Annotated in this window: 13 protein-coding genes and 4 tRNA genes; 10 read left to right on the top strand and 7 right to left on the bottom strand. The window is 39.2% G+C overall.

Annotated elements, in window-relative coordinates:
- Positions 1–256: 256 nt before the first annotated feature.
- The 3 genes from N523_RS0110705 to N523_RS0110695 all read left to right on the top strand — a co-directional run bounded on the left by N523_RS0110705 (position 257) and on the right by N523_RS0110695 (position 1428).
- Positions 257–721 carry a hypothetical protein gene (locus tag N523_RS0110705; RefSeq protein WP_010388460.1) on the top strand — a complete coding sequence of 155 codons (465 nt, stop codon included), beginning with the start codon at positions 257–259 and terminating at the stop codon, positions 719–721.
- A gap of 116 nt (positions 722–837) precedes the next feature.
- Positions 838–1140 (top strand): hypothetical protein, encoded by a 303-nt coding sequence (locus N523_RS0110700; protein WP_024601110.1) that lies wholly within the window; start codon positions 838–840, stop codon positions 1138–1140.
- A 15-nt stretch (positions 1141–1155) separates the two neighbouring features.
- Positions 1156–1428, top strand: a complete 273-nt coding sequence (locus tag N523_RS0110695; protein ID WP_028835019.1) for a hypothetical protein — start codon at positions 1156–1158, stop codon at positions 1426–1428.
- A 107-nt stretch (positions 1429–1535) separates the two neighbouring features.
- Here N523_RS0110695 and queE read toward each other — a convergent pair whose 3' ends face one another.
- Positions 1536–2201, bottom strand: coding sequence for a 7-carboxy-7-deazaguanine synthase QueE (gene queE / locus N523_RS0110690; RefSeq protein WP_028835018.1), 666 nt, complete (start codon positions 2199–2201; stop codon positions 1536–1538).
- Between the two features lie 145 nt (positions 2202–2346).
- Here queE and queC point away from each other — a divergent pair, with 145 nt between their 5' ends.
- Positions 2347–3003 carry a 7-cyano-7-deazaguanine synthase QueC gene (gene queC, locus N523_RS0110685; RefSeq protein ID WP_013465272.1) on the top strand — a complete coding sequence of 219 codons (657 nt, stop codon included), beginning with the start codon at positions 2347–2349 and terminating at the stop codon, positions 3001–3003.
- 60 nt (positions 3004–3063) lie between these two features.
- Here the strand turns inward: queC and N523_RS0110680 are convergent, their stop codons facing one another.
- Complete coding sequence (locus N523_RS0110680) at positions 3064–3513, bottom strand: methyltransferase family protein (protein ID WP_028835017.1); 450 nt, start codon at positions 3511–3513, stop codon at positions 3064–3066.
- A 165-nt stretch (positions 3514–3678) separates the two neighbouring features.
- Between N523_RS0110680 and N523_RS0110675 the strand changes: the two genes are divergently transcribed.
- On the top strand, positions 3679–3921 hold the full coding sequence (locus N523_RS0110675) for a hypothetical protein (protein ID WP_013465274.1): 243 nt from the start codon (positions 3679–3681) through the stop codon (positions 3919–3921).
- Positions 3922–3932: 11 nt separating this feature from the next.
- On the opposite strand, the gene N523_RS0110670 is transcribed toward N523_RS0110675, so the two are convergent.
- From N523_RS0110670 to N523_RS0110650, 5 genes are all read right to left on the bottom strand, one after another.
- Complete coding sequence (locus tag N523_RS0110670; RefSeq protein ID WP_028835016.1) at positions 3933–4946, bottom strand: hypothetical protein; 1014 nt, start codon at positions 4944–4946, stop codon at positions 3933–3935.
- A gap of 94 nt (positions 4947–5040) precedes the next feature.
- Entirely contained in the window at positions 5041–5706 is a 666-nt protein-coding gene (locus N523_RS0110665) for a tRNA (adenine(22)-N(1))-methyltransferase TrmK (RefSeq protein WP_028835015.1), read from the bottom strand.
- Positions 5707–5714: 8 nt separating this feature from the next.
- A complete protein-coding gene (locus tag N523_RS0110660; RefSeq protein ID WP_028835014.1) occupies positions 5715–6644 on the bottom strand; it encodes a class I SAM-dependent methyltransferase in 930 nt (309 codons plus the stop codon).
- Complete coding sequence (gene uvrB, locus N523_RS0110655) at positions 6645–8639, bottom strand: excinuclease ABC subunit UvrB (protein ID WP_013465278.1); 1995 nt, start codon at positions 8637–8639, stop codon at positions 6645–6647.
- Positions 8636–10003 carry an MATE family efflux transporter gene (locus N523_RS0110650; protein ID WP_028835013.1) on the bottom strand — a complete coding sequence of 456 codons (1368 nt, stop codon included), beginning with the start codon at positions 10001–10003 and terminating at the stop codon, positions 8636–8638. The genes uvrB and N523_RS0110650 overlap by 4 nt, the downstream gene beginning before the upstream one ends.
- 1038 nt (positions 10004–11041) lie before the next feature.
- Here N523_RS0110650 and N523_RS0110645 point away from each other — a divergent pair.
- The 5 genes from N523_RS0110645 to N523_RS0110625 all read left to right on the top strand — a co-directional run bounded on the left by N523_RS0110645 (position 11042) and on the right by N523_RS0110625 (position 13529).
- Positions 11042–11118: transfer RNA gene (locus N523_RS0110645), tRNA-Asn, on the top strand.
- Positions 11119–11139: 21 nt separating this feature from the next.
- Positions 11140–11216: transfer RNA gene (locus tag N523_RS0110640), tRNA-Asn, on the top strand.
- Positions 11217–11237: 21 nt separating this feature from the next.
- Positions 11238–11314 (top strand) — tRNA-Asn (locus tag N523_RS0110635).
- A gap of 21 nt (positions 11315–11335) precedes the next feature.
- Positions 11336–11412 (top strand) — tRNA-Asn (locus N523_RS0110630).
- A gap of 173 nt (positions 11413–11585) precedes the next feature.
- Positions 11586–13529 (top strand): bifunctional diguanylate cyclase/phosphodiesterase, encoded by a 1944-nt coding sequence (locus tag N523_RS0110625; RefSeq protein ID WP_013465281.1) that lies wholly within the window; start codon positions 11586–11588, stop codon positions 13527–13529.

Raw genomic sequence — 13529 nt, 5'->3', positions numbered from 1 at the left:
AAGGTTCAAGGTTCAAGGTTCAAGGTTCAAGGTTCAAGGTTCAAGGTTCAAGGTTCAACAAAATAAAAACAAAAGCGCTGCTCAATAACAACGCTTTTAAATATTAGCTTTTCTTAAAAATCATAGAAAAGTTAGTGATAGTAATATCTTAGGTAATTTGTTAAAACTTTACAGAAGAAAAGTGAGCGTGGTATGGATATAAACCTGCACGACTCGCGCACTATAAGATTATTAAATCGCTCAATAAGGACAAGTATTGAATAAAGAAGAGTACAAGGAAAGTGGGATCTTATATGCGGTGTTTACTACCGTTTTATTATATTTCTTTTTTAAGATTACTTTAATTTTCTCTATGGGGTTAGATTGGAGTTCAATTTGTCTAAGCTTCCTTTGGGATAATATTGATACTGCAATTACACCTTTTACGGCATTTTTAATAGTGGCAGTTTTAAGCTGTGTCTGGTTTTTTTATTGCGCCATAAAGTACAAACGAAAAGTTGGCAAATCAGCATATTTCCTATTGGCTGTTGGAGCGGTGTTTTATTACTTTTGGTTCAAAGGCTTTTACGGTTTTTGGCAGCTAATGAGCTACGAGAAAAAAGAAATTACATTACAAGAGTTTTATGAAAAAACGGGTGGTACAGAAAGGTTGAAATTTTTGTTTGGTAATAAACTTAACGAAAATGTATTGTGCAAATCGCAATTGAACAAAACAAATTAGAAGTGGGATAAAAACAGATTATTTTGTTCGTTCCCAACAAGTTATTGCCAACTATCTTCTGCCGTTTATTTACGGCGTTAACATGTTATACACTTTTCAAAAAATGGAGTTTGAAAATGAGAAAAGAGTTCGAATTCACAGTTAAGGGTCATAAAATTAAAATTGTTAACTCATGGTTTGGTGGTGCAAAACTATATGTTGATGGCGATTACCGTGATCAAGACTCTACATTTATTGCTAACGGCAAAACGGCACTTCTTTCAGCTAAACTTGCTGATCTTGGTGTTTTAGAGATTTTCCCCATATCAGCTTTAATATCTGTAGAAATGGATGCATTTTTAATTACGGACGATGAAAGGTTGCAAGTATACAGCTCACATAAGCGTTTAAACTTAACACAGCAGCGATTAGCAAAATAAACACATAGGTAAAATATGAAACTATTAATGGCCCCTTTATTACTCATTATTGCTGGATGCAGTAGTGTTGCGCAAAAGGATGAAAAATATTCGCCGTGCTCTGAAGCATGGTTTAACCATGTTGAACAGCAAATTAATACCGGTGACGGTTATGGACATGGGCCAGACATTGGCTCTTTAGAATGGCGCTCTGTGATCATGTTTAAACTCGGTATTAGAGATAAGCCAAACGTACCAGAATTAAATACACAGCTGTGGTGCCAGTTTATTGATGAAAATTATATTTAAAGCCTACTTGGCTTTATGAGCTGAAATTTGTTGAGTTAGGTTGGGTTTATAACCCAACCTTGTATCTACGTTATATAACTTAACGCAGAGCAGCTTACAGCTGCTCTTTAATTAATCCCCAAATACTTATGTACTTGAATTGATAAGCGCCAGTTTTTGGCGATACAAGTATCAATAGCTAATTTAGTGGCTGAGGCTTTTTGGCTGATTGGCTGCAAATATACCAGTTTTGGGTTTACACCGGTGGCGGCAAATAGCCCTTCCAATTCTTCTACGTGTTTTTGCATAGCAACTGGGTGTTTAATTTCATCGGCGCGTTGCATAGCACTACTGAGTACTTTGTAGCCACCGCGCATATTAATTTTTGGCGATACCGTGACCCACGTTTGTGCAGGGGCGAGTATTTCGAAGGTGCCACTGGTTTCTATTTGTGTGCTAAAGCCATGATCATGCAGTAAATTACATACTGGGTTCAAATCATACATGCAAGGTTCGCCACCGGTTATAACAACATGCTTGGCGGTATAGCCACGGGATTTAAATAACTCCAGTACTTGCGAGGCACTGGCCTCAGCCCAATGATCTGAGTCGGCTTTTTTTTCTACCGTGTCATCAAGTGATACTTTATATACGTTATCAACATCCCAGGTTTGCTTTGTGTCGCACCATGAACATCCCACAGGGCAACCTTGCAGGCGTAAAAAAATAGACGGCGTACCAGTAAAACTCGCTTCACCTTGAATGGTTTCAAACACTTCATTAATTTTGTACAAAAGAAATCTCACTTACAACCTGACGGCAAAATTGTTACTATTAGAAATCACAAAGCACGGTGCAAAAATTGTCATTTATGCCTTGGCCGTGTAGTATATCGCGCCCTGATATAAACCTCTATCAAAACTAAAGAGCAAACCACGTATGACGCAAAAAGTAGTTGTTATTTATTCCGGCGGTATGGACTCATTTACTGTATTAAATAAAGCCCTGCAGCAAGGCCATGATGTTTATGCCCTCTCGTTTGATTATGGTCAGCGTCATGTTAAAGAACTTAAAGTCGCCGCCAGCGTATGTGAAAAGCTAAATGTACCGCACAAAATTGTTGATATATCGGCAATTAATCAGCTTATTGGTGGTTCGTCGTTAACAGACGATATTGATGTGCCAGAAGGCCATTACGAAGAAGAAAGCATGAAAAGCACCATTGTGCCTAATCGCAACATGATTTTACTTTCTTTAGCGGTAGGTTATGCGGTGTCGCTTAAAGCAAGCAAAGTATATTACGGTGCGCATTCGGGCGATCATGCTATTTACCCAGATTGCCGCCCTGAGTTTGTTAAAAAGATGGATGATGTGTGTCGTATTGCTAATTACGATGCGGTAGAAATTTTTAGCCCGTATTTAAATAATACTAAAATCGATATTTTAACCGATGGTATTAAAATGGGATTAGACTACAGCCAAACATGGACCTGTTATAATGGTCGTGATAAGGCCTGTGGCAAATGTGGCGCTTGCCAAGAACGTTTAGAAGCCTTTGAGCTGAACAACGTAACCGACCCGCTTGAATACGAGTAAAGTTTAAAATAAGCACACTATAAGGCTACCAAGGGTAGCCTTTTTTAGTATGAAAAAACATTAAAGCCAGCGTTTTACCCGCGATTTGTAATCCTCAAATTGCTCACCAAATAACTGATGTAACGCCCGCTCTTCGGGAATGATTTGAAACAGCGTTAAATAACCAACATAGCCCACAATACCTAAAAAAGCCCAAATAGAGCTTAGCCACACGCCCCACCCCGCCAGTATAAAAGCAAAGCCTAAATACATAGGGTTACGTGAGAGTTTATATACCCCTGAGGTAACTAAGCTTGTTGCTTGCTCAGGTTTATTTGGTAGTACCGTGGTTTTGGCTAAACGAAAACTGACGACCCCAGCAATACAAAAGAAACAACCTATGCCGACTAATCCTAATGCTAGGTAAGTTATGAAGGCGGTAAAGTCTATTACTGTGTAATGCGCAATCAGTGCCATAACAGCAGCGAAAAATACCACAACGACAACCGGTGGAATTTTATTATTTAACATACCTATTCCTTGTATCGATTAAAAAAACTACATGGTTACTATATGGTGGCGGCACAAATAATAACAATGACTTTATAAATACAAATAAAGTTACAATTTATTGCCTTTATCGGCGCTTAATTATGGTTATAATTTAAACTTAAAATAAAATTAAAGGAAGTAATTATGTCTGGCACAACAATGATAGTTCTCATTGTACTTATTTCTGTAGGTTCGGGGGTTATTTACGATATGTATAAAAAGCACCTTGAATTTAAACATAAAGTTCAAGACAACAATCAAGATGCTCATAAGCAACTAGCAGAAGTAACCGCGCAAGTGACTGAACTCAAACAGCGAGTACAAACACTTGAAGCCATTGTTACCGACTCAAGCTATAGCGTAAAACAAGAAATAAACAAACTATAGCCGTCCCTTAGTTATAAATAATTAGGGTATAAATGTGCATTTTCTGGCTGCTCTATACCATGGGCAGCTAAAAACCCGCCAATGGCTTGTCCACACCCTTGGGGTGCCCTGCCGCTGTCTATTTCAAAGTTTAACTGATTCGCCTCTTGCTTACCCATAGAACATAAACTAACTGAACTTGGTGAACGCATGGCAATGCTTAGCTCCCCGACCTGCTCTGCGTGTACATGTTTACTAAAGCGCGCAAAGCCTTGGTATTTAAAATGCTCACTCACATACTCGTTACTTACAGCAACAAGTGCGGCAATAAAGCTATGTAAAAAGCTGTTGGTTGTTGCATCAGGTGCTAAAAATGACAAGGTTTTATTATTAAATTCGCTTAGCTGACAACTATCGCAATGAAGTTTAACCGTATACACCTGCTCGCCGGTGATTATGGCTTGGCAGTTAATTAGCGCAATTTTATTATCCGCAAACACCAGGCGCTCTATCAGGTCGTTCAATGGAATATTTTTAAACGATGTGCTTTTAACAAGCTCAGGGTTTTGCGCCATAACAGGTAAATCATGATGATTATTAAACGGCGTGCTGGTTGCGCCTTGATGCTGCAGCTGAAAAAGCTCTCTTACTTCATGCTCGCGTGCCACTTTCAATGCTAAAAATGCTGTTTGAATAAGCTCTGAGGTTGGCAAATTTTGCTCTACTGGCCAGCGACGACCAAACAGTAACTTTTTTGCTTTGTTCTCAGCACGGTAATTATCTGGACTAAGTACCGCCACTTGCAGATAAATATCACTGTTTTTTTCTGCAGCTAACACACTAAAGTGAGTAGAAAAACTAATGTCGTTAAGCACTTCATTAACGCTGGCTAGCGTATGTTTGTAACGTAAAAAATGCTGGGGAACAATCCAATTATTATTGGCCAGTTGTACTAACGGCGCATACGAAATCGGTTGCTCGTAACTGTGTTGCCACTTTTGCCCATCGCCTAATAATGGCTCAATTTTTATATTTTTATCTGACATATATAAACCAAATAAATCCGCCTGATGGCAAGATATTAACTATGAAGCACTTTACGTAGTTAATCACAAAAACCGATCACACTGACAGGAGCATTTAGCATTCAAATACTCGTTGATACTCTGTTATAACTTTTTGATAGTAAAGTCTATCTTTATTGAGCATTCGAGTATAATGGTTAAGCAATTGCTGCTGATATTGATGATGTTGTGGATTGTGTTTATCCCACATTTGAGCACCGGTTTGAGTGAGTGTTTGGCTGGCATTTACACTAACGTGTAATACTTCGTAAAAACGTTTGTTTTCAACAATAATTTGCTCGTTTTCGAGCTTTAAATTACAGGCTTTTAAACCTTCGCGCACTTTGTAAAGATGCTGAATGGGGCAAATAATAAAACTGAGTTGTTGCAAGCTTTGCGGGTTGTTGGCAATAATTTGTTCAATAAGCTTTAAACATAAATCGCCCCCCACACCAGCAATAACCACCACTTGCTTTGCAGCTGTTGGCAATTTAATCTGCGCAACATCTTCGCAGCGCACTTGCCATGAAGGTAAAGATTTACCTTGCTCAAATTGTTGCAGCGACTGTTCGAGCGCTTCCATTAACGTTGGAATAATATCCACAAAATTTATATGTTTTGCTATACCGCGCTCAAGTAACGCCATCCCTAAAAAGCCATGATCGCAGCAACAATCCCAAACAATATCGTAAGGCTCTGTAATTAACGAATTGATGGCGTTTAAACGTTTACTGAGTTTCATTTAACTCACTATGTTTTTGTTTTGTACACCAATGCTTTTAAACTTTTATCGCTATCAATTTCAATAAAGCGATCAGTCGGTTCTAGGCGTTTAACAAACCCAATAGCACCTTGAGTATGTTCTTGAATAAGTGCTTTAAAGTCGTTTTCTGAAAGCTCTGGGCTATTAGCGCATAACAACAGCTGTGTAGTATCGTTTAAAAGCTCAGGAAGTCTGCGCAACACTTTTTGGTAGTCTTTAGTTAATATAAAACTGCCTTTTTGAAAGCTGGGTGGATCAACAATAATTAAATCAAACGGTGCGGCTTTTTTTAGCTTACCAAACGACTTTAAAATATCATGCGGTAAAAAACTGACGCCCCTATCAACATTGTTTAGTTGATGGTTTTGCTTACCGACTTTTAACACGCCTTTGCTCATATCCATGTTCATCACATGATCGGCAGCGCCGTGCATAGCCGCTACCGAAAAACCACAAGTATAAGAAAACAGATTAAGTACTTTGGCATGTTTACTATTTTGCATGACAAACTCACGGCCTTTTCGCATATCAGGAAAAATACCGGTGTTTTGCTTACTCATTAAATCAACCAAAAAACGCACACCATTTTCGGCTACGCTATGGCGCGCGGGCAATTGCCCGTGAACAAGGGTGTTATGGCTTTGCAGCCCCGCTCGCTGCTGATACACCAATGCAGTAATTAGCTCTGGATGATGTTGTTGTGCCCACTGCCATAACGTATCGGTGAGCGTAGTGAGTGTTACCTCATCAATTTCACTGTATGACACCAAAAACAAACTCGGTGGATAAAAGTCTAAGTTAATATGGCTTAGCGCTTCTACGCTGTGGCCGCGACCATGAAATACGCGGCATAATTCGTTATCTGCAAAAGGCGTGTCTGCTAATGCATTAATAAGAGGAGTAAAATCGATTGTCATTTAATTAATCAACTGTTGTTGTAGTTCATGTATTTCGTCGCGTACAGAGGCGGCTTTTTCAAATTCTAAATCACTAGCGTAGGCATGCATTTTGGTTTCAAGCTGCTTAATTTGCGTGGCAATTTCTTTCGCACTAAGAATTTTTTTAGACTCTTTACGAATAAGCTGTAAGTTATCTTGTGGTGAAGCATCTTCACCTACATCCATTACATCGAGTATCTTTTTGATCAGTGCTTTAGGCTCAATACCGTGCTTAACATTATAAGCATGCTGTATATCACGGCGGCGCTGGGTTTCATCAATGGCTTTGGCCATCGACTTAGTGATTCTATCGCCGTATAAAATGGCACGGCCATCAAGATGGCGAGCAGCACGGCCTATGGTTTGAATAAGCGAGCGAGCTGAGCGTAAAAAGCCTTCTTTATCAGCATCTAAAATAGCTACTAATGCCACTTCTGGCATATCTAAGCCTTCACGTAGTAAGTTAATGCCTACTAACACATCAAACACACCGGCACGTAAATCACGAATAATTTCGACCCGCTCAACGGTGTCTATGTCAGAGTGTAAGTAGCGTACTTTTACATTATGTTCGCTTAAATAATCGGTTAAATCCTCAGCCATGCGTTTGGTCAGTGTTGTTACTAACACGCGCTCGCCTTTTTCAACACTTTTATAAATCTCTGAGAGTAAGTCATCAACCTGATCGCCAACCGGACGCACTTCTATTAATGGGTCAAGTAAGCCGGTTGGACGAATAACCTGCTCTGCAACCTCGCCATTGCTGCGCTCTAATTCAAAATCACCCGGTGTGGCCGACACATAAATAGTTTGCGGTGCAATGGCTTCAAATTCTTCAAAACGCAGTGGGCGGTTATCCATGGCCGAGGGCATTCTAAAGCCATATTCAACGAGGTTTTCTTTACGGCTTCTGTCGCCTTTATACATAGCGCCAATTTGCGAGACAGTTACGTGCGATTCATCAATAATCATTAATGCATCGTCGGGTAAATAATCAAGTAATGTCGGCGGCGGATCGCCAGGTGTACGCCCCGATAAGTAACGGCTGTAGTTTTCAATGCCTGAGCAATAACCAAGCTCGGTCATCATTTCTATGTCGTATTGGGTACGCTGCGCAATACGTTGCTCTTCAACTAATTTATTAGCGCTGAGTAATTGTGCCCTGCGCTCTTTAAGCTCAACTTTTATTTTTTCGATGGCTTCGAGTATTTTTTCTCGTGGCGTTACATAGTGAGTTTTAGGGTAAATAGTAGCGCGCACTATGTGTTTTTCAACAGCACCAGTGAGGGGATCAAAAATACTCAAGCGTTCAACTTCATCATCAAACATTTCTACACGTACTGCGTAGGTATCTGATTCAGCGGGGAATATATCCACCACTTCGCCGCGAACACGATATGTACCACGACTAAAATCAATATCGTTACGGGTGTATTGCAGCTCTGCAAGGCGGCGCAGCATATCGCGCTGGTCGACTTTTTCACCCACTTTTAAAAGCAGCATCATTTTCATGTATGAATCAGGATCGCCCAGACCATAAATCGCCGATACCGACGCAACGATTATGGTATCGCGACGCTCTAACAGCGCTTTAGTGGCGCTGAGCCGCATTTGCTCAATGTGTTCATTGATGGATGCATCTTTTTCAATAAAGGTGTCACTGGCTACCACGTAGGCTTCTGGTTGGTAGTAATCGTAGTAAGATACAAAGTACTCAACCGCATTATGCGGGAAAAATTCTTTCATCTCGCCGTATAATTGCGCCGCTAAGGTTTTATTGTGCGCCATAATAATAGTGGGGCGATTTAAATCACTAATGATGTTAGCCATCGTGAAGGTTTTTCCCGTCCCTGTTGCGCCCAATAAGGTTTGATGAGCAAGCCCTGCTTCTAAACCTTCGCACAACTGAGCGATAGCGGTAGGCTGATCCCCAGCGGGTTTAAATTTTGATTCTAACTGAAAATGATCGCTCAATGACTACACTCCTGTAATGCTTGACTGCTTAACGCTTCAATTTCTTTCATAAACCACTTATAGGCTACAAGGGCTGTGAATAAATTACCAATGGCCGCGCCAATAAACAAGCCGATTAAACCTGCCAGTTCATTCCCGATATACGCAAAGGGAACATAAAAAATAAATAACCGAATGACGCTCAAAACTAAGGCGTTCATGGGTTTGTGTAAAGCGTTAAACGAGGAGTTGGATAAAATGATCACTCCTTGCAAGCCATAACTTAATGGGATGGTATAAATAAACAGTTTTATGACATCAACAACGGCTTGCTCCTTACCAAATATTTCACTGATGACGCCTGAGAACATAATTAATAAAATATAAATAACAAACTGCCATAACATCACAAATTTTAAGGTTCCTAGGTAGGCATCCTTTACGCGAGAAAAATGACTGGCTCCAAAGTTTTGACTAATAAAAGGTGGCAAAGTCATCGATAATGCTAATACCACCAAACTCGCTATTGATTCTATTCGACTCCCTACTCCAAAAGCAGCCACAGCCTCTGGACCATGATGTGCAACCAATGCTGTCATTACTGCCATAGCAACCGGTGTTAGCATGTTAGCACCTGCTGCGGGTAAGCCTATTTTTAATATTTTACGAATAGCTCCAATAACCGTTTGCGACCCTGCTTTTAAACTCAATAAGCGCTTTTTAGCAATTAATAAGTATAAAATAATTGCCACAGCAACTGCCCATGCTATAACACTGGCGATGGCGGCTCCTTTAATGCCAAACGCAGGAATGGGGCCAAAACCAAAAATAAGTACAGGATCGAGTACCGCATTGATAAGCCCCGCTCCACCCATAATAATACTCGGTGTTTTAGTATCGCCACTGGCACGCAGTACAGAATTACCAATCATCGGGGTAATTAAAAATACACTGCCTAAAAACCAAATACTGATATATTCATGAATGAGCGGTAATACTTGCTCTCCAGCTCCGAGTAAAGTAAAAATAGGATCAATTAATAAATAGCCACACGTAGATAAAACCAACACTAATACCACCGCAATCAACAACGATATACTGGCATCAAAACGCGCTTCTTCAATATTGTTACTGCCTAATGCTTTTGCTATTACCGCTGAGGTACCTATGCCTAAACCAATCGCTAAACTAATAACGGTAAAGGTGACGGGAAATGTAAAGCTCACTGCAGCAAGCGGCTCAGTACCCAATAAGCTAATGAAAAAAGTATCAACTATGTTGAACATCATTAGGGTGATCATCCCAAAGATCATCGGAATGGTCATTTTCTTTAATGTAGGCAAGATTGGGGCGGTGAGTAAATCAGGGCGAGTATGTGCGCGCATAAAATAAATAAGCCTCTTTTACTGAACGGCATATTTTAAAGCATCCGAGCTGTTCAAGCCATGCTTTATTAAATCTAAACAATTAATTAAACGTTTAATCTACAAACTGTTATTTTTATGCCTTTGTAAACAAATTTTGCGCTAACACACTAAAAACCAAATAAAATACATTTATGTAACTTTTGCAACATTTATTTTTTAGGTTTTGTTGATTTATCACACAGTCAGAGACTGTGTTTTATCGTCACGAAAAATTTTATTTATCGATTAAGTGAGTAACTTAGCTGAATCGTAAGCTATTGTTTTTAAATGTATAAAAAAAAGCTTTTAAATACTTGAAATCGTTGTAGCGCCCTACAATGCTGGGGGTGCTGATGTTCTTAAAGTTTCATAAACAGAGTTATCCACAGAAACCGTGGATAACTCAATCAACCCCACGTTTATAAAGGGCTACAACCGAGTGCTAAATTGTCTGATCATTTGGTTTTTTCCGTTACCAATATGCAAACAGCATTGTATGCCCCTGTTATGTGTATGAAGGTGATTTTTTCTTAGACTAATATCAGTGAGTAACACACTCAAACAGGTAGCTAACTCATTGATTGTTTTATTTTTGTACAAAGCATTGCTGCTGCAGTCAAAATTTATATTATGTTTTAGCGCTAGTTTTAGTTTACGTAACTAATACGCATTTAGTTCAACCGTTTTAACGTACCAAAAATAAAAAGGAGCCATTTATTTTAAATAAGTTAATTATCGCTTTATAAAAATACAGGAAATAGAACGCGTTTTTGCTATTAAAAGCCGTTTTCTTAAATTTTACTCATCACTTTATTAGCTCAAATTACAAACTTCATGCAAATATTACCCTGTTTTTATAAAACAATATCACTGCGCTTTACTTAAATAGTGTTACAAAACGCGCAGATTGCACATAAAAACAACGAATAGACCTCTTTTTTGAATTTATGATCTTTTATATGTTGACACTTTGCTATGCGGTCATTAATATTTCGCCCCGTTGAAAGGCAAGACGCTTCCCCCTTAGCTCAGTTGGTTAGAGCGACGGACTGTTAATCCGCAGGTCCCCCGTTCGAGTCGGGGAGGGGGAGCCAAGTTTTTCAGCCATAAACGATTCCCCCTTAGCTCAGTTGGTTAGAGCGACGGACTGTTAATCCGCAGGTCCCCCGTTCGAGTCGGGGAGGGGGAGCCAAGTTTATGTTTATGATGTAGTTCCCCCTTAGCTCAGTTGGTTAGAGCGACGGACTGTTAATCCGCAGGTCCCCCGTTCGAGTCGGGGAGGGGGAGCCAATTTTATGTGTATGTTTTAGTTCCCCCTTAGCTCAGTTGGTTAGAGCGACGGACTGTTAATCCGCAGGTCCCCCGTTCGAGTCGGGGAGGGGGAGCCAATTTACTACAATCACATAGACATACCCTCCAATTTGCTCTACCATTCTTCTTTTAAAATAAAAACTTTTTTGCTTAAAAAACTAACCATTTGATAACTATTGATATCGAGCTATAATTAGTTTAATAATCATGAGGTTGTGTCCTCCCCCATTTGACATAAAAAGATTAAATAATGGCAGCTTTCAAAAAACTTATTCTTATACAACTGTTAGCTTGGCTGGTACTTGTGTCCGCTGGTAGTTATTTTATTAGCCAAAATTTTGATAATGCCATCGGCAATGCTCAAAAAAATGCACAAGCGACCGTTGAGCAATACATTAAAAATCTCTCTGCGACAGATATATCAGCAGAAAATCTTAAAAACACGCTTGCAACTAGTGAAACCTTTTCAAATTTTGTTTTACGTGACTATCAAGGCGTTGAAGTATTTTCGGTTAACAATGCAGTGCAATTACCTTTTATTGCTGAGCTTATTCAATCTAGTAGCAACTCAGTACGTCCTCAGTACGCCACAAATAATAACGCCGATATAAAAATTGAATTTAAATTAAACATTACTCACTTGGGTGAGCAGTTTCAAACCGCGTTTTTTGTTATTTTAATTGTTAGCACCCTACTCGCCCTAATACCTATTATATTGATGAAAACCATTGTTAAGCACATTAACGACAATATATGTACGGACGTTGCTGATGTTATTGATGTATATATCAATCAAAACCAACTAGGTGATGATTTTGCAACTAAAATTGATTCACCTGAGTTAGCTAAGTTGGGGAAAAGTTTAATTCCTAGCTTTAATCGTTTATCACACTTTTTAAAAAGTAAAAACGACAATATAAAAAATGCAGCCCACGATATTAAACGTGAAGCCTACAAAGACGGTGTTACTGAATTAGGTAATCGCAATATGTTTGTTGATTACTACGAAAAAAATATAGAAAACACCGAAATAAGTACATTTGGCTCTTTAGCACTTGTCCGCTGTAGTGAGTTACAGTCAATTAATCAAAGTCGAGGCTATCAAAAAGGTGATGAGTACATTAAGTCGGTTGCAGATATCATAGTAAATATCAGTGGCACCTATTCCGGCAGTCAAGTTTTTAGAGTAAACAGCTCTGACTTTATAATTATATTGCCGAATACCCCGTTAAAAGAAGCTGAAAAATTTGGTGAAAACTTACAATCTCGCTTTACTCAATACATGCAAAACCAAGAGCTTAGCTCGGTTGCAAACACAGGTATTGTGGGTTACGAAAAAGCCAAACCTTTAGGTGAGTTGCTCTCTATCGTTGATAACGCAATGAGTATGGCGCAATCTAAGCAAGCTAATGCGTGGCATGTGCAGCGCGATACTGATCTTGTTAATAATGTGAGCGCAGGGTTTGGTAATCAAAACTGGCGTAAAGTGATTAACGAAGTGATCGAGTCTAAAAGCGTCCATTTAGTGATCCAAAATATTATGCCATTAGGTAAAAGCATTAAAGCCTATGCTGAAATTCAAGCCCGCTTCAAAACAGAAGAAAATCAAGCTTTGCCTACCGCTTCATTTTTAGCAATGGCTGAAAAGCTCGATATGGCAATAGAAATTGATAAGTTAATTATAGAATCGTCATTAGAAAGAATAAAATCGAGTAATTTATCTGAAAAATACTTTGGCTTAAATATCACCCCTTCAAGTGCGCACAGTGACCAATTTATGATTTGGTTAGAGCGTCGTTTGCTTAAAGATACCCATATTGCTTCTAAGTTAATTTTTGAGGTGAGTGAATTTGGTCTGCAACAAAACATTAAAGCAAGCAAACGTTTTATTGATATGGTGCATCGCGTTGGAGCCAGAATTACTGTTGAACGCTTTGGTGTAGGACTCACATCATTTAAGTTTTTCAGAGATTTAAAACCAGACTTTATTAAAATGGATGCAAGTTATACCCGAGGCTTAGAGGATGATAAAAATAATCAGTACTTTATGCGTTTAATGGTCGACCTTGCTCACCGAATTGGTGTCAGTGTTTTTGCTGAGGGCGTTGAAAGCCAAGAAGAAAAACACATTGTAGAAACGTTATGCCTAGATGGTGTTCAAGGTTACTACATTGAAAAGCCCAAAGACATCTAA

Origin of the sequence: Pseudoalteromonas sp. 23_GOM-1509m (genome assembly GCF_000518425.1) — a bacterium.
Classification (GTDB): domain Bacteria; phylum Pseudomonadota; class Gammaproteobacteria; order Enterobacterales; family Alteromonadaceae; genus Pseudoalteromonas; species Pseudoalteromonas tetraodonis.
The sequence above is the reverse complement of the archived record's forward strand: the minus strand, read 5'-3'. Positions and strand labels throughout refer to the sequence as shown.

What these genes read in the sequence shown, in the direction of transcription:
- N523_RS0110700 (WP_024601110.1), top strand. Translation starts at nt 838, where the DNA reads ATGAGAAAAGAGTTCGAATTCACAGTTAAGGGTCATAAAATTAAAATT.
- N523_RS0110695 (WP_028835019.1), top strand. Translation starts at nt 1,156, where the DNA reads ATGAAACTATTAATGGCCCCTTTATTACTCATTATTGCTGGATGCAGT.
- queC (WP_013465272.1), top strand. Translation starts at nt 2,347, where the DNA reads ATGACGCAAAAAGTAGTTGTTATTTATTCCGGCGGTATGGACTCATTT.
- N523_RS0110680 (WP_028835017.1), bottom strand. Translation starts at nt 3,513, where the DNA reads ATGTTAAATAATAAAATTCCACCGGTTGTCGTTGTGGTATTTTTCGCT.
- N523_RS0110675 (WP_013465274.1), top strand. Translation starts at nt 3,679, where the DNA reads ATGTCTGGCACAACAATGATAGTTCTCATTGTACTTATTTCTGTAGGT.
- N523_RS0110670 (WP_028835016.1), bottom strand. Translation starts at nt 4,946, where the DNA reads ATGTCAGATAAAAATATAAAAATTGAGCCATTATTAGGCGATGGGCAA.
- N523_RS0110665 (WP_028835015.1), bottom strand. Translation starts at nt 5,706, where the DNA reads ATGAAACTCAGTAAACGTTTAAACGCCATCAATTCGTTAATTACAGAG.
- N523_RS0110660 (WP_028835014.1), bottom strand. Translation starts at nt 6,644, where the DNA reads ATGACAATCGATTTTACTCCTCTTATTAATGCATTAGCAGACACGCCT.
- N523_RS0110650 (WP_028835013.1), bottom strand. Translation starts at nt 10,003, where the DNA reads ATGCGCGCACATACTCGCCCTGATTTACTCACCGCCCCAATCTTGCCT.
- N523_RS0110625 (WP_013465281.1), top strand. Translation starts at nt 11,586, where the DNA reads ATGGCAGCTTTCAAAAAACTTATTCTTATACAACTGTTAGCTTGGCTG.